We start from the raw sequence: 17,439 nt of genomic DNA on the forward strand, positions 1-17,439 counted from the left end.
GCGGCCGGGGGAGCGGCCTCGGCGGACGAGGACTCGTCGGCAGTCCGGGAGTCCACCGAGTTGTACATCAGCAGCACGCCGACCGCCGCCGCGCTCATGCCGACGCGCAGCAGCCGGGACGTACCTGGGACGGGAAGCACCGAGGCCCTGCTGTCCGGGATCGGCGTCCGGGGGACGGCGCCCGCGGGACGGCCCGCCGCCCCCGTGCGCCCCCCGCGGTGGCGGGGCGGCGCCCAGGGGCGGCGGCGGGGGTCAGGCGACGGCGCCGGCCGTGCGGCGGCCGCGGCGCAGCGCGAGGGCGCCCGCGCCGATCCCGCCGAGCAGCAGGACCGCGCCCGAGGCCAGACCGCCGCCGGACAGGGACAGCCCGCCGCCGCCGGTGTGCATGCCGCCGTGCGGGGCCTTGTGCTCCTCGCCCTTGTCGCCGTAGGCGTCGTTGCCCTTGTGCTCGTCCGAGCCCTTGTGCTCCTCGGTGGAGGAGGAGCCCTTGTGGTCGCTCGTGCCCTTGTGCTCGTCGGAGCCGGTGCCCTTGTCGGAGCCGGTGCCCTTGTCGGGCTGCTTCTCCTGCCAGGTGAGGTTCTTGCCCTGGTCGGCGGATCCGTCCGCGAAGGCCATGGGGGTGCCGACGGTCAGGACGGCGGCGACGGCCGCCCCGGCGAGCAGCGTGCGTGCAGAACGCATGAGGATGATCCTTCCGGCGCGCCGGCCCGCGACGCCCGGCGGGGTTGCCGGGCAAGGGGACTCGCGGGGAATGCGCGCCTGATCCACCGTCAACCACCGTGCCGACGCCTGCCACCGGAGGCGTGCGGGGCCCGCGCGCCCGGTGCGCCTTTCGGATGGACTCCCGGGCGTGTTCACCCGGGTGCGCGGGCGATCCGGGTGAACGGGGGTTACGGCGGCCACGAGCCGTCGGTGCGCGCGGGCGGCTCCGGGCACGCGTGGGCCCGCCCCCGGCAGCTGGCCGGGGGCGGGCCCAAAGGGTCGCGGGGGCGCTGCGGAGCTCAGCGGTCCCAGCGGTAGAACTCGCGCGCCATCGCGTCCTTGGGCTCGCGCCAGGTGGCGGGGTCGTACGCCTGGACGTAGGCGGTGAGGCGGTCGCTGACGGTCCGGAACTCCGGGTGCCCGACGACCTTGGCGACGGCCGGGCCCGGCGGGCGGTCGGCCTCGATGAGGTGCAGGTAGACGTCGCCGAACTGGAAGAGGCTGCGGCCGGTGACGCCGATCAGGTGCGGCAGGTCGCCGCGGTCGGACTCGGCGAACACCTCGGCGATGTCGGGGGCCGCCTCCGGCTTCATCCGGGCGACGATCAGAGCGCGGTGCACGCCGCTCACCTCTCCCCGGCCCGCAGCTCGACCTTCTCGCGGATCAGCTGCATCTGGATCCGGGAGTTCTTGTTGATGTGGTTGACCATGCCGTCGTCGTCCACCGGGGCGGTGGGCTTCATCGCGAAGTCCTGGATCCAGCGCATCCTCGTCCCGGCCGGGACCTCGGCGTACTCCCAGCGGATCTCCATGAACTCGAACGGGCCGGGCTCGACCCGGCGGGCGCGCACCGCGAGCGAGGACTTGTCGGTGGTGCGCTCGGAGACCCAGCTCCACACCTGGCCGTTCTCGTCCGGGTGCATGGTGAGCCGGAAGCGGACGCTGTCGCCGTCGCGCTCCAGGACGTCGACGGAGGCGTACTCGCTGAACAGCTCCGGCCAGTTCTCCAGGTCGTTGGTCATCTCCCAGACCAGGTCGAGCGGAGCGGCGATGACGATCTCGTTGTCGGTGTGTCCGGGCATGTCAGGCACCGGCCTTCGTCGCGAGGGAGGCGTTGACGAGCTGCACGAACTCGGCCGGGGTCTTGGCGGACTCGGCGCCCGAGGTGACCTTGAGGCCGTGCCGGTTCTCCAGCTCGCCGACGACGCCGAGCAAGCCGAGCGAATCGACGCCGAAGTCGTCGAAGTAGGAGCCGGGGCGCTCCAGGTCGCCGGGTTCGACGGTGACGCCGGCCCGCGCCTGGAGCAGGGCGGCCAGTTCGGGGTAACTGAGGGTGTTGCTCACGGGGTGTCCCTTCTCAGAACGGGGTGGTTCAGGGCCGCTCACCGCGCCGGAGCACCAGCGCGGAGTTGGAGCCCATCAGCCCGCGGCTGAGCACCAGTGCGGTGCGCAGCTCGGCCGGCCGGGCGCGGCCGGTCACCAGGGCGAGGTCGTGGCAGACCTCGGTGACGTTGGGGGTGGGCGGGAGCACGCCGTCCTCCATGGCGAGGACGGCGGCGGCGACGTCCAGCAGCGGGGCGCCGCAGTAGGCGCGGCCGGTGCCGGTCTTGGGCGCGGTGACCGGGACGCGTTCGGCGGCCGGGCCCAGGGCGTCGGCGAGGGCGAGGGCCTCGGCCCGGTCGGCGGCCGGGACGCCGAGCGCGTCCGCGAAGACCACGTCGACCTCCTCGGGTGCGATCCGGGCCTCGTCCAGGGCTATCCGGATCGCGGCGGCCAGGCCCTCGCGGGACTCCTCCCACCGGGAGGCGCCGGTGAAGGTGGCGCCGTGCCCGGCCAGGTGGGCGCGGACGGCGGCCCCGCGGCGACGCGCGGTCCGCTCGTCCTCCAGCAGCAGCATCGCGCCGCCCTCGGCGGGGGAGAAGCCGCAGGCCTGCGCGGTGAACGGCAGGTAGGCCCGGTCGGGCTGCTCGGCGAGGCTGAGCTCGGGGTAGCCGAGCTGGCAGACCATCGAGTACGGCGCGAGCGGGGCCTCGGCCGCGCCGGCCACCACCGCGTCGGCGCCGTGCTCGATCGAGCGGGCGGCGTGGGCGAGCGCGTCCAGGCCGCCGGCCTCGTCGCTGGCGACGACCCCGCAGGGGCCCTTGTAGCCGCCGCGGATGGAGATCTGTCCGGTGCTGGCCGCGTAGAACCAGGCGATGGACTGGTAGGGGCCGACGAACCGGGGCCCCTGGCCCCAGAGCTGCTGGAGCTCGCGCTGGCCGAACTCGCCGCCGCCGGAGCCGGCCGCGGTCACCACGCCGACGGCGTAGGGCTGTTCCGGGTCCGGTGTGAAGCGGGCGTCGGCCACGGCCAGGTCCGCGGCGGCCATCGCGTAGTGCGTGAAGCGGTCGGTCTGCACCAGGTAGCGGCTGTCGATCACGGCCTGCGGGTCGAAGTCCCGCACCTGTCCGGCGACGCGCAGCGGCAGCGCGGTGCAGCCCTCGCGGGATATCCGGTCGAGGACGCTCACGCCCTGCCTGGTGGCCTTCCAGAAGGCGTCGGCCCCGACACCGTTCGGTGCCACCACGCCGATGCCGGTGACCACCGCCCGGCGGCCCTGCTGACGTGACGTCATGGATCTCACCCCGTTCTTTTGAGCACGACGGCGGACTGGAATCCGCCGAATCCGCTGCCGACCGAGAGGATGTGGCTCAGCGGCAGCTCGCGCGCGGTGCGCGGCACGTAGTCGAGGTCGCACTCCGGGTCGGGAGTCTCGTAGTTGGCGGTCGGCGGCACGACGCCGTGGGCGAGCGCCAGCGTGCAGGCGACGACCTCGATGGCGCCGATCGCGCCGAGCGAGTGCCCGACCATCGACTTGATCGAGCTCATCGGCGTTCCGTAGGCGTGCCGGCCGAGCGAGCGCTTGACGGCGGCGGTCTCGTGCCGGTCGTTCTGCTTGGTGCCCGAGCCGTGCGCGTTGACGTAGTCGACGTCGGTGGTGTTCACCCGGGCGTGGGCGAGCGCGTCGTCGATCGCCCGGGACATCTCCAGCCCCTCCTGGGTGAGGCCGGTCATGTGGTAGGCGTTGCCGTAGGTGGCGAAGCCGCCGACCTCGCCGTAGACGCGGGCGCCGCGGCGGCGGGCGTGCTCCAGCTCCTCCAGCACCAGGACGGCGCCGCCCTCGCCGAGGACGAAGCCGTCCCGGTGGGCGTCGAAGGGGCGGGAGGCGTGCGCCGGGTCGTCGTTGCGCTCGCTGGTGGCCTTGATGGCGTCGAAGCACGCGACGGTGATCGGCGAGATCGGGGAGTCGGAGGCGCCGGCGACGCAGATGTCGGCGCGTCCCTCCTCGACGGCCCGGAAGCCGTAGCCGATCGCGTCCAGGCCGGAGGTGCAGCCGGTGGAGACGGTCTGCACCGGGCCGTGCGCGCCGATCCGTTCGGCCACCGCGGAGGCCAGCGTGCTGGGCGCGAACGCCCGGTGCAGCTGGGGCTCGGCCTGCCGGTGGTCGACGTCCCAGCGGGCGCCGGCCGAGCTGACCAGGGCGTAGTCGTGCTCCAGCCGGGTGGTGCCGCCGACGGCGGTGCCGAGCGAGACGGCGATCCGCCACGGGTCCTCGGCGGCGAGGTCCAGGCCCGCGTCGGCGACCGCCTCGCCGGCCGCCACCATCGCGAACTGCACGTAGCGGTCGGCCCGTTGGACGTCCTCGGGGCCGAGCCCGTGCGCCGCCGGGTCGAAGTCGCACTCGGCGGCGATCCGGGAGCGGAACCCGGTGGGGTCGAAGAGCGTGATGCCCCGGGTGGCGGTGCGGCCGGAGGTGAGGAGGTCCCAGAAGGCCGGGACCCCGACCCCGCCGGGCGCCACCACGCCGATCCCGGTGACGGCGACCCGCCGGGTCACGAGGCCACCTTGGCGTGTTCCGGCGGGCCGGACGCGGCGGACCCGTCGGTGCCCGCGTGCTCCTCGGTGCTCACGTGGCCGAGGTCGGGGCGCGGGGCGAGCGGCCCGAGGTGGAAGACCATCCGGGCCTCGGTGGTGCCGACGTTGCGGAAGCGGTGGCGCATGTTGATCGGGATCATCAGGCCGTGGTCGGGCTTGAGGGCGCGGGTCTCGCCGTCCAGGTCCACCTCCAGGTCGCCGGAGACGACGAACACGAACTCCTCGGAGTACGGGTGGTAGTGCTCGGCGATCCGTTCCCCGGGCTTGACGATGGCCAGGCCCATGAAGCCGCTGGTCGCCCCGCAGGTGGTCGGGGTGAGCATGGTGCGCAGCTCGGCGCCGTGGCGGCGGTTCTCCGGAGCCTCGTCGACGTGGACGATCCGTGGGTACTGCGTGGACATGGTGTTTCCTCCGGGAATGTGACGGATCGTCAGTTCGACTGTGAGCTGCGGTCGGTGATCGGGGTCATGCCGCGGGCGGCGAGGAACGCGCGCAGGCCGGCGACGGTGCGCAGGTCGCACTCCGCGCCGAGGTCGAGCAGCCGGGCGAGCGCCGCGGCCTCCGCGTCGCCGGCCACGCCGAGCGCGGCGCCCGGGTCGGCCTCGGCGGGCACCCGCAGGTCCACCAGGCGCACGACGACGTCGTCGCGCTGGAACACGGTGCTCGCCGCGACCGGGCCGGTCGGGTCGGCGGTGGCGAGGTCGTCGTGGCCGGCCAGCAGCTCGGTGACGGCCGTGCCGGAGCCCGGGCGGACCGGGTAGAGCACGGCGTGCCGGTGCAGCCGCCCGGACGACGGCGCGGTGGCGATCGCCTGCTCCTTGGCCGGCAGCGCGGCGCGGGCGAAGAAGGCGCGCGCGGACTGCGGGTCGCCGAGCTGCCGGGCCTCCTCCAGGTACGGGTTGATGGCCTCCTCGACGGCCCGCACCTCGGGCTGCATCGCGACGTGGCGCAGCGCGTCGCCGAGGCTGCCGGTCACCTCGACGGCCCGCACGACCCGGTTGCCGTGCATGAACAGCGAGGTGCGGCGCAGCCGGGTGTGCTCGTCCACGTCGGCCTTGGGGGAGGTGTAGCCGGCCAGGATCCGGGCCACCTCGGGCTCGCTGCCGGGCTTGACCGTGAAGGTCAGCGCGTGGCGGACGACCCCGTCGGGGCCGGGCTCGGCCTTGGGCGGGCCGACGTGGCCGACGGGCTCGCTGCGCGGCAGGCCCGGCGGCACCTCCACCGGGGCCCGGGTGCCGGTGGCGCCGCCGGCGGCGGAGGTCTCGCGCAGGACGACGTAGCGCATCGAGCGGAAGTTGTCGCTGACGCAGCCGTGCATGGGCTTGACCATCTCCCGGTGGGCGTCGCTGTCGACCCACTGCAGGAACGTGTCCTGGTCCTCCCACTCGCTGGTGATCAGCCACTGCCGGGGGTCGTTGATCGACTGGCACAGCTGGTCGCTGACGTGGCCGGGCACCGCGGCCACCTGGTGGCGCAGCTGCTCGTAGACGTCCAGGAAGCGCTGCTGCGCGCCGTCCTGGATCTCCAGCATCAGGACGACCCGCAGCCGGGTCTCGGACTCGGCGTGCTGCGGCGCCTGCGGTTCGGACAGAGTTGTCATGATCCACTTTCTGCTCTGGGCCGCACGCTGCGGGCCGTACTCCGGCCGCGTCCGGCAGGGCGCTCCCGGCCCGGGGGAGGGCGGTGCGATGGCGGTCGGCCCGGGCCGTCGGCGCCAGGCCTGAGGTCGATCGTGCGCGGCGCGTCCGGGGGCGCGCGAGATTTGCGGGCCATCCGGGCGAAGGGGCGGCACAAGCCGGCTCCGGCGGGGGATGGAAGATCGGGGCGGCCGCCGCTGCGGGCCCCTTCGAGGGCGGCGCCGGGCCCACGTGCCGGGCCGCGGAATCCCCGTACAGGGTGGAGCAATTGATGAATCCGAAGGTAGACGACCGGGTGCCGGTCCTGATCGTGGGCGGCTCGCTGGTCGGGCTGTCGGCCTCGCTCTTCCTCGGCCGACTGGGGGTCAGACACCTCCTGGTCGAGAAGCACACCGACACCTCGCGTCACCCGCGTGGCCGAGGCAACAACGTCCGCACCATGGAGCTGTACCGGGTGGCCGGGATCGAGCCGGCGATCCGCGAGGCGGCCTCGGTGCTGGCCCCGAACCACGGCATCCTCCAGGCGCCCTCGCTGACCGGCGAGGAGCAGGAGTGGCTGTTCCGGGAGATCGACCCGGGCGGGCGGCTGGCCGCCTTCAGCCCCAGCTCGTGGTGCCTGTGCAGCCAGAACGACCTGGAGCCGGTGCTGCTGCGCGCGGCCCGCGACCTCGGCGGCGACATCCGCTTCGGCACCGAGCTGGTCTCCTTCGAGCAGGATGCCGACGGCGTCACCTCGGTGCTGCGCAGCCGGGAGACCGGCGAGGAGCGGGTGGTGCGCTCGGAGTACCTGGTGGCGGCGGACGGCCCGCGCAGCCCGGTGCGCGAGCGGCTGGGCATCGGGCAGACCGGCAAGGGCGAGCTGTTCCACAACGTCAGCATCACCTTCCGGGCCAAGCGGCTGGCCGAGGCCGTCGGCGACCGGCACTTCATCGCCTGCTACCTCACCAACCCGGAGGCGGACGGCGCGCTGCTGCCGGTGGACAACCGGGAGGAGTGGGTCTTCCACGCGCCGTGGCACCCCGAGCACGGCGAGCCGCTGGAGGCGTTCACCGACGAGCGGTGCGAGCGGCACATCCGCACCGCCGTCGGCATGCCGGAGCTGGACGTCGAGGTGACCGGCAGGGCGCCGTGGCACGCGGCCGAGCGGGTCGCCGAGAGCTACGGCACCGGGCGGGTCTTCCTGGCCGGGGACTCGGCGCACGAGATGTCGCCGACCGGCGCGTTCGGCTCCAACACCGGCATCCAGGACGCGCACAACCTGGCCTGGAAGCTGGCCGCCGTGCTGTGCGGCTGGGCCGGGCCCGGCCTGCTGGAGACGTACGGGCGGGAGCGGCGGCCGGTGGCGCGGGTGACCGGCGAGCGCGCCTCGGCCCGCTCGGCCGAGCACAGCCACCCCGGGTACGCGGTCGTGCCGGGCGTCGGGCGGCAGGCCGGGGTGCTGGCGGTGGCGCTGGGCTACCGCTACCCGCGGGGCGCGGTGGCCGGGGCGGACCCGGCGGGCGAGGTCGTCCCGGAGAAGTTCGAGTCGGCCGGCGAGCCCGGCAGCCGCGCGCCGCACCAGTGGCTGGTGTGCGCGGGCGTCCGGCTGTCCACGCTGGACCTGTACGAGCAGGCGATGGTGCTGCTCACCGGGCCGGACGGCGAGGCCTGGCGCGCGGGCGCCCGGCGGGCGGCGGACGCGCTGGCCGTCCCGATGGACGCGTACCGGATCGGCGACGACGCGGAGGACGACCTGGCGCCGGAGCCGGGCACGGACTTCGCCGAGCTGCACGGCATCGGCCCGGACGGCGCGGTGCTGGTGCGCCCGGACGGCTTCGTCGCGTGGCGCTCGCCGGGGGCGGTCGACGATCCGCAGGCGGCGGTGGCGGCGGCGCTGAAGGCCGTGCTCGACCTCTGACGGGCGAAGGTGACGCGCACGGATGACGTGCACGGATGACGTGCACGCCTGACGCGCACGGCCTGACGCGCACGGCCTGATGCGCCCGGCTCCGGCGGGCCCGGATGCCGCACACGGACGGGCCCGTCGGTCGCTGCTCGACCGGCGGGCCCGCCGTTGGGGTGCGTAAGGCTCGGGTTGTTCAGGGGCGTTCGGTCAGGATCTCGTGGCCGGGTTCCGGCGGCCGGGGCCGTGTGGTGGGGCCCCGGGGCCGGGAGCGGCCGATCGGGAGCGGGGAGTCAGCCCCGCCCCGCGGATCAGTGACCGCCCGCGTCGACCACCTCCACGTCGGCGACCTCGCGCTCGATCTCCTCGGCCGGCAGGGCGACGCGGATCGCCCAGTAGTAGATGCCGAGCGCGAAGACCGCGACGATGCCCATGTCGTACCACATCGGGATCCGGCCGGTGCCGTCCCCGAAACCGCCCTGCCAGGAGACCAGGCCCAGGCCGATCAGGTAGACCGGCAGCCACTGCGCGGCCTTCCAGTTCAGGCGCGGGGCGTTCGGCAGGCCCTTCTTGATCGCGTAGGCCGCGTAGCTGCCGAGCAGGACGTAGCCGAGCACGATGGCGATGCCCAGGCGGGACAGGGTCTGCCAGCCGGACCAGTAGATGATGAGGCTGGCGACCACGAACGCGGCCGGCGAGACGACCCCGCCCGCCGGGAGGCGGTAGGAGCGCTCACGGTCGGGCAGCCGGCGGCGCAGGGCACCGAAGGCCAGCGGGGCGCCGGCGTACATCAGCACGCTGGCGGAGGTGATGAAGCCGACCAGCTCCTGCCAGCTGGGGAAGGGCAGGAAGCAGACGACGCCGGTGACGAAGGAGATGATCAGGCCGAACCACGGCACGCCGTTCTTGTCCAGGCGCTCGAACTTCTGCGGGGCGTAGCCGTTGCGGCTCAGGCCGTAGGAGATGCGCGAGGTGGCGGTGGTGTAGATCAGGCCGGTGCCACCGGGGGAGATGATGGCGTCCATGTACAGCACCCAGGACAGCCAGCCGAGGCCGACCAGGGTGGCCAGGCCCGCGAAGGGGCCGTCGATGCCGGGGAAGTCGAGCTTGGCCCAGCCGTTGGCGAAGGCGCTGACCGGCAGGGCGCCGATGAAGACGACCTGGAGCAGGGTGTAGATCAGGGTGCCGATGGCGACCGACCCGAGCACGGCGCGGGGGATGTCGCGGCGGGGGTTGCGGCTCTCACCGGCGATCTGGATGGCCTGCTCGAAGCCGAGCAGCGCGAAGATGATGCCGCTGGTGCTGATCGCGGCGAGCACGCCCTTGGCGCCGAACGGCGCGAAGCCGTGCGAGGTGAAGTTCGAGCTGTGGAAGCTGGTGATCGCGAGGACGAAGATCGTGAAAAGCGGGACGAAGATCTTCAGCCAGGTCGCCACGCTGTTCGTACGCGCAAGGACCCGTACGCCGAGGAAGTTGACCGCGACGAACACCGCCATCAGGGCGGTCGCGACGACGAAGCCGCTGGTGGTGAGGGTGCCGTTGGCGTTTTGGAGGCCGTCGGCGAAGGACCAGTGCTTGGCGTAGCCGATCATCGCCTCGACCTCGATCGGGGCGACGGTGGCGGCCTGGAGCCAGGAGAACCAGCCGAAGGACATGCCGGCGAGGCCGCCGAAGGCGTAGTGCGGGTAGCGCGCGGTGCCGCCCGAGACCGGGAAGAGCCCGCCGAGTTCGGCGTGCACGAACGCCAGCAGGACGATCGCGACGGCGCCGATGCCCCAGGAGATGATCGCGGCCGGGCCTGCGGCGGTGACGGCGTTCTTGGCGCCGAACAGCCAGCCCGAGCCGATGATCGAGCCGACCGAGGCCCACATGAGGCCGATGAGACCGACGTTCCGGCGGAGCGTCCGGTGGGTGGTACCGGACCCGGAGCCGGTGCTCTGTCCCGGCGGGGATACCTGGTTGGTGGAGACCATGGGAATTCTCTCTGTGTGTGGGGGCCCCGGCAGGCGGAGCAGCTCTGGAGAGTTGCCACACAGTAGGGCTATTCATAGGCCTATGCACAGATTTCATTACTGAATGTTTACTTACTTTTCCGGACATTCTCGCTGGTAGGGGGTGTGAGGGTTTCGGGCGCATTACGTGACTCGTCAGTAGGTTCACTATTTGAGCCGGAATTGAGCTTCGGGTGGTCGATCATGCATCATGGTCGACACGCCGTTTTATAGAAATGGTGATCCCTGCATAGTGATGCAGCCAGCCCGGGTGGATGGCCGACCAGGACACCGTTGAGTCGCCCGCGGGCGTGTGATCAACTTCCTCCGGTCCATACGAACGCAAGGGGGAAGCACCACATGATCGAACTCGCCGACAGGCCGATGACCTGGGTCATGGCCGGGGACAGCATCACGCAGGCCGTCCTGCACACGCACGGGGCCCGGGGGTGGGTGGAGCACGTGCAGGAGCGCGTGTGCTGGCAGCTCGACCGGCTGACGGACATCGTCGTGAACTCCGGCGTCTCGGCCTGGCGGGCCATCGACGTGCTCGGGGCGTACGACTTCGTCATCGGCCGGTTCCGGCCGGACGTGCTGTCGCTGTCGCTCGGCACCAACGACGTGCGGGCCGGGCTCGCCGGGCTCGGGGAGTTCCGCGACGCCATGGGGGAGATCATCGAGCGGTCCGCCGGGGCGCAGATCGTGCTGCACACGCCGCTGCTCGTCAGTCAGGACGCGCTGCCGGCGCGGGCCGAGCTGCCCGCCTACTGCCAGGCCGTCCGCGAGCTCGCCGCCGGGACCGGGGCGCTGCTCGTCGACCACGAGGCCCACTGGCGCGCCGAGTTCGGCGACGTCGCCCCAATCGCGTGGCTGGACGACCCGGCCCACCCGAACGCGGTCGGGCACCTGCAGATGGCCAACCACACGCTGCGCACCCTCGGACTGGGGGAGCTCACCGACCTGTGAGGTACGGGTTTCGGCCGCCGGCTCGGGTCAGAGCCGGCGGTGGGTGCCCGGGGTGTGGCCGAAGGCGTGGCGGAAGGCGTCGATGAAGGCGCTGGCGGAGGACCAGCCGCACAGGTGGGCCACGGTGGTCACGGGGGTGTCCTCGGCGAGGAGGGTGAGGGCGTGGTAGAGCCGTAGGTGGGTGCGCCAGCGGGGGAACGTCATGCCCAGGTCGGTGCGGAAGAGCCGAGACAGGGTGCGTTCGCTCGCGCCGACCTCGCGGCCGAGGGCGGCGAGGGTGCGGTCGTCGGCCGGGTCGGCGTGCAGGAGGTCGCACACGGCGGTCAGCGTCGGGTCGGTGGGGGCCGGCAGGTGGAGGGGCTCCTGGGCCGAGACGCTCAGCTGGTCGAGCAGGACGGCTCGCAGGCGGGCGCGCGGCGGGGTGTCGGGGGTGTCGCCGGTCTCGTCGGGGTGCCGCGTGTATTCCAGGATCAGCTCGCGGAGCAGGGGGCTGACGGTGAGCACCGTGGGCCTGTCCAGGGCCAGCGGGTTGCTGTCGGCGGGCAGGCCGACCAGGTGCAACTCCAGCTCGCCGTGGGCCTGGTGGGAGTGGGCCGTGCCCGCGGGGACCCAGATCGCGCGGTCGGCCGGTGCCACCCAGGTGCCCGCGTGGGTGGTGATGGCCAGGGCGCCGCGGCCGGCGTAGGCGATCTGGTGGTCGTCGTGGCGGTGGGCGTCGATGGCCGCCCCGCGGGTGAGCCGGCGGGTGCTCGTGGGGGCCACGGGCGTGTGGCGGATTTCCGTCATTGCTTGGCAGATTATCGGAAGCCCGACAGTGGGGCGCGGCGTGAGCATGAGGGCGTGCCCACCAACGACAAGGCGCCCGAGCGCGCCATCCCCCTCCTCGCCGTCGGCCACGCCTGCGTCGACGTCTACCAGGGCGCCGTGACCGCGCTGGTCCCGTTCTTCGTCGCCGAGCGCGCCTACACGTACGCCGCCGCCTCCGGCATCGTGCTCGCGGCCTCTCTGCTCTCCTCCGTGGCGCAGCCCCTGTTCGGAGCGCTCACCGACCGCCGCCCGTTGCCCTGGCTGCTGCCCGTGGCCACCCTCCTCGGCGGGCTCGGGATCGCGCTGAGCGGCCTGGGTGACAGTTACGCGCTGACGCTCGCGTTCGTCGCGGTGTCCGGCCTGGGCGTCGCCGCCTACCACCCGGAGTCGGCGCGGGTCGCCCGCAAGGCCGGGCGGGGCAGCCACACGGCGATGAGCTGGTTCTCCGTCGGCGGGAACGTCGGGTTCGCGCTGGCGCCCCTGCTGGTGTCCGCGGTGGTCGCCACCGGCGGCCTGCGGTGGACGCCGCTGCTCGTTGTGCCGGCCGTCGTGGGCGGTGCGCTGTGCCTGCCCGCGTTGCGTGTGGTGGGCGTGGCACGGCCGACGGCGGGTGCGGGTGCGGGTGCGGGTGCGGGTGCCGGGCCGGCGGGGGCCGACGACGTGCGCTCGTTCCTGCGGCTGTCGGTGGCGGTGGTCTGCCGGTCCGTGGTGTTCATCGGGCTGAGCACGTTCATCACGTTCTACGCCCGCGAGCGGACCGGCGGCGGCACGACGGCGGGCACCGCGGCGCTGTTCGTGCTGTACGCCGGCGGCGCGGTCGGCACGGTGCTGGGCGGCCGGCTGGCGGAGCGCTGGGACCGCGTCGCCGTGGTGCGGCGCTCGTACCTGCTGAGCGCCCTCGCCGTCGCGGGGATCGTGTACGTGCCGGGGCCGGCGTTCTTCCTGTTCGTGGCGCTGGCCTCGGCCGGGCTCTACGTGCCCTTCTCGCTCCACGTGACGCTCGGGCAGGACTACCTGCCGAGCCGCGTCGGCACGGCGAGCGGCGTGACGCTCGGCCTGGCGGTGAGCGTCGGCGGTGTCGTGAGCCCGCTCCTCGGCGCGGCTGCCGACGCGACCTCGCTCCGGACGGCGCTCGTACCGCTGATCGTGCTGCCCGTCGTCTCCTGGCTGGCGATCCGCACCCTGCCCGAACCGGCCGTGCCGCGGGCGGTCGCGGCGGAGCCGGAGGCGGTGCCGGTCAGGCCGTGAAGCTGTCGGCCGTGAAGCTGCCGAGGAAGCGCAGCGCCTCCTCGGCCGGGCTCCCGGGCGGCGCGGTGTAGACGACGAGCATGTGGTGCGCGGCGCCCGGGGCCTGGAAGGTCTCGTAGTCGAGTGTCACGTCGCCGACCAGGGGGTGCCGGAAGCGCTTGGGCCCGTGGCTCTTCTCGTGCACGTGGTGCCCGGCCCACAGGGTGCGGAACTCGGCACTGCCCAGCGAGAGTTGGCCGACCAGTCGGACGAGCCCGGGATCGTGCGGGCGGCGCCCCGCGGCCATGCGGAGGATGCCGACGGTCGTGCGCGCGGCCTCCTCCCAGTCGAGGTGGACCTCGCGGGCGTGCGGGTCGAGGAAGATCCGGCGGGCCATGTTCCGCTCGCCCGGCGGGAGTCGGGGGAAGTCGGCGATCAGGGCGGCGGCCGGCCGGTTCCAGGCGAGGACGTCGCTGCGGTCGTTCATGATGACGGCCGGCGTGGTCGGCATGGCCTCCACGACGCTCCGAAGTGCCGGGCGCAGCACGTCGGTCCGCTGGGATCCGGCGGCCGTCCGGCGGGGCGGTCGGGCCAGGTCGTACAGGTGGGCGCGCTCGGCGGGGCCGAGCCGGAGGGCGCGGCTCAGCGCGTCGAGCACCTCGTCGGACGGGCGGTCGGCGCGGCCCTGCTCCAGGCGCACGTAGTAGTCGGTGCTGAGGCCCACGAGTTCGGCGACCTCCTCGCGGCGCAGCCCCGGTACGCGGCGGCGGCCGGTGGGCGGCAGGCCCGCGTCGGCGGGGGACACCAGGGCGCGGCGGGCGCGGAGGTAGTCGCCGAGGCTGCCGGCGAGGGTGGTCGGGTCGGGCATGCGGTCCAGTATGGGCGCGGAGCGGCGGGCGTGCCTGGACCTGTCAGTCCCAGGGAACGCCGGCCCGGGGGTGTGGCAGTCCCTTCATCCACGGCCCGGCCTGGCGAACGATCGACGCATGACTACCCCCAACTCCCGGAGCCGGGACGGCTACTGGGCGACGGTCGGCGCGGTCGGCGGCGCGAGCGCGATGCTGCCGTTCTCGGTGACCGGCGCCGCCGTCGCGCTGCCGACCATGGCCGCGCACCTGGACGCCTCCGTCGGTGCCGCCCAGTGGATGCTCAACGCCTTCAACATCACCTTCGCCGCCCTGCCGCTCGCCGCGGGCGCCCTCGCCGACCGGCTCGGCCGGCGCCGCGTGCTGCTCACCGGCATCGCACTGGTCGGCGCGCTGTCGCTGCTGATCGCGCTCGCGCCGTCGATGGCGGTCGTCGACGCCGCGCGGGCGGTGCAGGGGTGCGGGGCCGCGGCCGTCCTGGCGTCGGGCGCGGCGGTGCTGGCCCACTCCACGGCCGGGCGGCGCCGGCAACTGGCGTTCGGGATCCTGGGCACGTCCTTCGGGACGGGCCTGGCCGTCGGGCCACTGGCGGCGGGCGCGCTGGTGGAGGCGGCCGGCTGGCGGGCGGTCTTCCTGCTCGTCGCGGCCGGGTCGGTGCCGGCCTGGCTGCTGGCGACCCGGGCGCCGGAGTCGCGCAACCCCGAGCGCCCGCGCTTCGACCTCGCCGGGCTGCTCTGCTTCACCGCCGGGCTCGCCGCCCTGTCCTACGCGCTCGTCCGGGCGGGGGCGGCCGGCTGGACGGCGCCGGGCACGCTGCTGCCGCTCGGCGGCGCCGTCCTGCTGGTGGTGCTGTTCGGGGCGGTGGAACTCCGCCGGGCCGGGCGGGCGATGTTCGACGTCCGGCTGTTCCGGCGGCCCGAGTTCCTCGCCGTCGTGTGCCAGCCCTTCACCGTGACCCTCGGCTTCGTGGTGCTGCTGGTCCACCTCCCCGCCTACCTCCAGGGCGTGGGCGGCCGGAGCGTCCTGGCCAGCGGGCTCCTCCTGCTGCCGATGACGGCGCCCGTCCTGCTGCTGCCCCTCGTAGCGGGCCGGCTCGCGGCGGCGACCTCGGTACGGGCGGTGCTGACCGCCGCCTCCGTGCTGATCGCGGCGGGTGCGCTGCTGCTCGCCGTCGTGCCGTTCGAGGCGCTGTGGTCGTCGTTGTTGCCGTTCGGGGCCGGCGTCGGGCTGGCGTTCGGGGTGATGGACAACGCGGCCGTCGGCACCGTCCCGGTCGAGCACGCGGGCGCCGCCGCCGGGATCTTCAACACCATGCGGATCGCCGGCGAGTCCGTCGCCGTCTCCGGGGCGGCGGCGCTCCTGACCACGCTGACCGCCGCCCGCCTGCCGGGCCTCCCGCCCGGCGAGGCGGCGCACCTCGCGGGCCGGGCCGTCCAGGGACAGGTGGACGCGGCCCGGCGCGCCGCCCTGGCCGAGGGGTTCACCGGCGCGCTGCACACCCTCGGCCTGCTGCTCGCCGTCCTGTCCGCGCTGGGCGCGGTGCTCACGTACGTCGCGCTGGACCCTCGGCGCACGCCGCGGACCGGGGAGGCGGCGCCGTCCTCGGCGAGGCCGGTGGAGGGGCTCGGGCCGGTGGAGGGGCCGGTGGAGCGGTTCGGGCCGGTGGAGGGGCTCGGGCGGGTGAAGGGGCTCGGGCCGGCGAGGGAGAGGTTTGTCGGGTAGGCCGACTCCGTGTCGTGGACGGGCGGTTGCGTGGCCGGTGAGGGTCCCGCTACGCCCGCTACGCCCGCTACCCCCGCTCGACCAGGTCGGACGGGTCGGTGTTCGCCCCGCACAGCAGGACGGCGACGCGCTCGCCCGCCACCCCGTCGAGCGCCGCCAAGGCCGTGGAGGCCGCGAACTCGACGGCGATCCGGCGCTCGTCCCACAGCCGCCGCCGGGCCCGGACGATCGCCTCGTCGGGCACCAGCACCGACCGCACGCCCTCGTGTGCGGCCGCCGCGACGGCGAGGGCGGTCGCCCGGCGGGCGCCCAGCGCGTCCTGGGCCACCGACGCCACCGGGACGTCCACCGGGCGGCCCGCCTCCAGCGCCGCGTTGAGCGCCCGGCTGCCCTCCGGCTCCACCGCCACCACGCGGATCCCGTGCTCGCGCGCCGCCACGGCGACCCCGGCGAACAGCCCGCCGCCGCCCACCGACACCACCACCGTGTCCAGGCCCGGCACCTGGGAGCGGATCTCCTCCAGCACGGTCCCGGCGCCGGCGGCGATCAGGGGGTGGTCGTAGGCGTGCGAGGCCAGGGCCCCGCCGGTCGCCGCGAACTCCTCGCACGCGGCGAGCGCCTCCGCGTACTCCCGCCCGACCAGCCGCACCTCGGCGCCGTACGAGCGGAGCCGGCCCAGCTTCACCGGCGAGGCCGTCTCGGGCAGGAACACCGTGGCCCGGACGCCGAGTTCACGGGCCGCCCAGGCGCAGGCGAGGCCGGCGTTGCCGCCCGACGCGATGGTCACGCCGGCGTCGGGGAGGGTGCCGGCCTCGGCGTGGGCGAGGAGGAAGTTCTGCGCGCCGCGCGCCTTGAAGCTCCCGGTGTGCTGCAGGAACTCCAGCGCCAGCCACGTCCGTTCGCCCTCGTCCCCGCGCGCCACGACCACCGGCCGCACCCGCCCGGCGATCCGCTGCCCGGCCGCCTTCACCGCGTCGTACGTCAACTGCTCCATCGCGCCCGCTCCTTCGCTCCAGCCGCCACGGTGACGACCGTACGTCGGAGCGGCGGCCGGAGGAAAGATCACGATCATCCGGACGCGGGTGCGGCGTAGGCTTGGCTCCATGCGTCTCGTGATCCTCCCTCCGCCCGTCCGCTAGCGGGCGGCCCTCTCCACTGAATCACCGCCCGGCGGCCTTCTGCTCGCCGTCGGGGCGGTCGGTGCCGCCCGCGTCATCCGCGGAATCCCACCGGCACCTCATCGTGGAGAAACGACGCATGACCTCGCATGCCGCCGTGCCGTTCCGGCACGGACTGCTGTCCATCTCGGCCGCCGCCGTCGCCTGGGGCGTGGGCGGGGCCGTTGCAGCCCTGCTGCTGCGCACCAGCGGGCTGGGCCCGGTGGCCGTCTCGTTCTGGCGCTTCGCCGTCGCGGCGCTCTGCCTGGCGGTACTGCCACGCCGTGAACGCCGGAGGACACCCCGCCGGGCCGCGGTGCTGACCGGGATCGGGCTGGCGGTCAGCCAGTGCGCCTACTTCGGCTCGGTCCGCTTCGCGGGGCTCGGTCTCGCCACCCTGATCACCATCGGCGCCGGCCCGGTGCTGACGAGCCTCGGCGCGCACGTCCTGCTGGGCGAGCGCCTGACCCGGCGGGGGGCCGGCGCCCGCGCGGGGGGGGGGGCGGCGGGCGCGGCGCCGGGGGGGGCGCAGGCGCGGGGGCCGCCCGCGGCCCGCGGAGGGACGCGC

The 17,439-nt window shown here is 74.4% G+C and carries 17 protein-coding genes; 5 read left to right on the plus strand and 12 right to left on the minus strand.

All coding sequences use genetic code 11. From position 1 onward, the window contains the following. Positions 1-252: 252 nt before the first annotated feature. From ACFV4G_RS39390 to ACFV4G_RS39425, 8 genes are all read right to left on the minus strand, one after another. Positions 253-681 carry a hypothetical protein gene (locus tag ACFV4G_RS39390; RefSeq protein ID WP_380447700.1) on the minus strand — a complete coding sequence of 143 codons (429 nt, stop codon included), beginning with the start codon at positions 679-681 and terminating at the stop codon, positions 253-255. 320 nt (positions 682-1,001) lie between these two features. Beyond that, positions 1,002-1,322, minus strand: coding sequence for a TcmI family type II polyketide cyclase (locus ACFV4G_RS39395; protein WP_380447702.1), 321 nt, complete (start codon positions 1,320-1,322; stop codon positions 1,002-1,004). A 5-nt stretch (positions 1,323-1,327) separates the two neighbouring features. Next, positions 1,328-1,783 (minus strand): SRPBCC family protein, encoded by a 456-nt coding sequence (locus tag ACFV4G_RS39400; protein ID WP_380447704.1) that lies wholly within the window; start codon positions 1,781-1,783, stop codon positions 1,328-1,330. A gap of 1 nt (position 1,784) precedes the next feature. Then, a complete protein-coding gene (locus ACFV4G_RS39405) occupies positions 1,785-2,045 on the minus strand; it encodes an acyl carrier protein (protein ID WP_380447707.1) in 261 nt (86 codons plus the stop codon). 28 nt (positions 2,046-2,073) lie between these two features. After that, positions 2,074-3,315, minus strand: a complete 1,242-nt coding sequence (locus ACFV4G_RS39410; RefSeq protein WP_380447709.1) for a beta-ketoacyl synthase N-terminal-like domain-containing protein — start codon at positions 3,313-3,315, stop codon at positions 2,074-2,076. A gap of 5 nt (positions 3,316-3,320) precedes the next feature. Then, positions 3,321-4,577 carry a beta-ketoacyl-[acyl-carrier-protein] synthase family protein gene (locus ACFV4G_RS39415; protein ID WP_380447711.1) on the minus strand — a complete coding sequence of 419 codons (1,257 nt, stop codon included), beginning with the start codon at positions 4,575-4,577 and terminating at the stop codon, positions 3,321-3,323. After that, positions 4,574-5,017: a cupin domain-containing protein gene (locus tag ACFV4G_RS39420; RefSeq protein WP_380447713.1), complete on the minus strand. Its 444-nt coding sequence runs from the start codon at positions 5,015-5,017 to the stop codon at positions 4,574-4,576. The genes ACFV4G_RS39415 and ACFV4G_RS39420 overlap by 4 nt, the downstream gene beginning before the upstream one ends. A gap of 29 nt (positions 5,018-5,046) precedes the next feature. Next, positions 5,047-6,216, minus strand: a complete 1,170-nt coding sequence (locus ACFV4G_RS39425; protein WP_380447715.1) for a SchA/CurD-like domain-containing protein — start codon at positions 6,214-6,216, stop codon at positions 5,047-5,049. Positions 6,217-6,524: 308 nt separating this feature from the next. On the opposite strand from ACFV4G_RS39425, the gene ACFV4G_RS39430 reads away from it, so the two are divergent. Continuing rightward, positions 6,525-8,150: an FAD-dependent oxidoreductase gene (locus ACFV4G_RS39430; protein WP_380447717.1), complete on the plus strand. Its 1,626-nt coding sequence runs from the start codon at positions 6,525-6,527 to the stop codon at positions 8,148-8,150. 296 nt (positions 8,151-8,446) lie between these two features. On the opposite strand, the gene ACFV4G_RS39435 is transcribed toward ACFV4G_RS39430, so the two are convergent. Beyond that, positions 8,447-10,108, minus strand: a complete 1,662-nt coding sequence (locus tag ACFV4G_RS39435; protein ID WP_380447719.1) for an APC family permease — start codon at positions 10,106-10,108, stop codon at positions 8,447-8,449. Positions 10,109-10,486: 378 nt separating this feature from the next. Between ACFV4G_RS39435 and ACFV4G_RS39440 the strand changes: the two genes are divergently transcribed. Next, positions 10,487-11,092 carry an SGNH/GDSL hydrolase family protein gene (locus tag ACFV4G_RS39440; RefSeq protein WP_380447721.1) on the plus strand — a complete coding sequence of 202 codons (606 nt, stop codon included), beginning with the start codon at positions 10,487-10,489 and terminating at the stop codon, positions 11,090-11,092. A gap of 27 nt (positions 11,093-11,119) precedes the next feature. Here the strand turns inward: ACFV4G_RS39440 and ACFV4G_RS39445 are convergent, their stop codons facing one another. After that, entirely contained in the window at positions 11,120-11,878 is a 759-nt protein-coding gene (locus ACFV4G_RS39445; RefSeq protein WP_380447723.1) for an AraC family transcriptional regulator, read from the minus strand. A 54-nt stretch (positions 11,879-11,932) separates the two neighbouring features. Between ACFV4G_RS39445 and ACFV4G_RS39450 the strand changes: the two genes are divergently transcribed. Beyond that, the gene (locus ACFV4G_RS39450) at positions 11,933-13,147 is read left to right on the plus strand and encodes an MFS transporter (RefSeq protein ID WP_380447725.1); all 1,215 of its coding nucleotides are present in this window, start codon (positions 11,933-11,935) and stop codon (positions 13,145-13,147) included. Here ACFV4G_RS39450 and ACFV4G_RS39455 read toward each other — a convergent pair. Next, on the minus strand, positions 13,137-13,994 hold the full coding sequence (locus ACFV4G_RS39455; protein WP_380447727.1) for a helix-turn-helix transcriptional regulator: 858 nt from the start codon (positions 13,992-13,994) through the stop codon (positions 13,137-13,139). The genes ACFV4G_RS39450 and ACFV4G_RS39455 overlap by 11 nt on opposite strands. Positions 13,995-14,112: 118 nt before the next feature. On the opposite strand from ACFV4G_RS39455, the gene ACFV4G_RS39460 reads away from it, so the two are divergent. Further along, a complete protein-coding gene (locus ACFV4G_RS39460) occupies positions 14,113-15,714 on the plus strand; it encodes an MFS transporter (RefSeq protein WP_380447729.1) in 1,602 nt (533 codons plus the stop codon). Positions 15,715-15,781: 67 nt separating this feature from the next. On the opposite strand, the gene ACFV4G_RS39465 is transcribed toward ACFV4G_RS39460, so the two are convergent. After that, entirely contained in the window at positions 15,782-16,708 is a 927-nt protein-coding gene (locus ACFV4G_RS39465) for a serine/threonine dehydratase (RefSeq protein ID WP_380447731.1), read from the minus strand. Positions 16,709-16,971: 263 nt separating this feature from the next. On the opposite strand from ACFV4G_RS39465, the gene ACFV4G_RS39470 reads away from it, so the two are divergent. Next, the coding region (locus tag ACFV4G_RS39470) for an EamA family transporter (protein ID WP_380447733.1) at positions 16,972-17,439 on the plus strand (468 nt) is incomplete at its 3' end.

The organism is Kitasatospora sp. NPDC059747, assembly GCF_042732955.1.
Classification (GTDB): domain Bacteria; phylum Actinomycetota; class Actinomycetes; order Streptomycetales; family Streptomycetaceae; genus Kitasatospora.

Excerpts from the sequence above, each read along its gene's own strand:
- ACFV4G_RS39410 (WP_380447709.1), bottom strand. The coding sequence starts at position 3,315 with ATGACGTCACGTCAGCAGGGCCGCCGGGCGGTGGTCACCGGCATCGGC.
- ACFV4G_RS39455 (WP_380447727.1), bottom strand. The coding sequence starts at position 13,994 with ATGCCCGACCCGACCACCCTCGCCGGCAGCCTCGGCGACTACCTCCGC.
- ACFV4G_RS39425 (WP_380447715.1), bottom strand. The coding sequence starts at position 6,216 with ATGACAACTCTGTCCGAACCGCAGGCGCCGCAGCACGCCGAGTCCGAG.
- ACFV4G_RS39435 (WP_380447719.1), bottom strand. The coding sequence starts at position 10,108 with ATGGTCTCCACCAACCAGGTATCCCCGCCGGGACAGAGCACCGGCTCC.
- ACFV4G_RS39440 (WP_380447721.1), top strand. The coding sequence starts at position 10,487 with ATGATCGAACTCGCCGACAGGCCGATGACCTGGGTCATGGCCGGGGAC.
- ACFV4G_RS39430 (WP_380447717.1), top strand. The coding sequence starts at position 6,525 with ATGAATCCGAAGGTAGACGACCGGGTGCCGGTCCTGATCGTGGGCGGC.
- ACFV4G_RS39420 (WP_380447713.1), bottom strand. The coding sequence starts at position 5,017 with ATGTCCACGCAGTACCCACGGATCGTCCACGTCGACGAGGCTCCGGAG.
- ACFV4G_RS39390 (WP_380447700.1), bottom strand. The coding sequence starts at position 681 with ATGCGTTCTGCACGCACGCTGCTCGCCGGGGCGGCCGTCGCCGCCGTC.
- ACFV4G_RS39465 (WP_380447731.1), bottom strand. The coding sequence starts at position 16,708 with ATGGAGCAGTTGACGTACGACGCGGTGAAGGCGGCCGGGCAGCGGATC.
- ACFV4G_RS39400 (WP_380447704.1), bottom strand. The coding sequence starts at position 1,783 with ATGCCCGGACACACCGACAACGAGATCGTCATCGCCGCTCCGCTCGAC.
- ACFV4G_RS39445 (WP_380447723.1), bottom strand. The coding sequence starts at position 11,878 with ATGACGGAAATCCGCCACACGCCCGTGGCCCCCACGAGCACCCGCCGG.
- ACFV4G_RS39460 (WP_380447729.1), top strand. The coding sequence starts at position 14,113 with ATGACTACCCCCAACTCCCGGAGCCGGGACGGCTACTGGGCGACGGTC.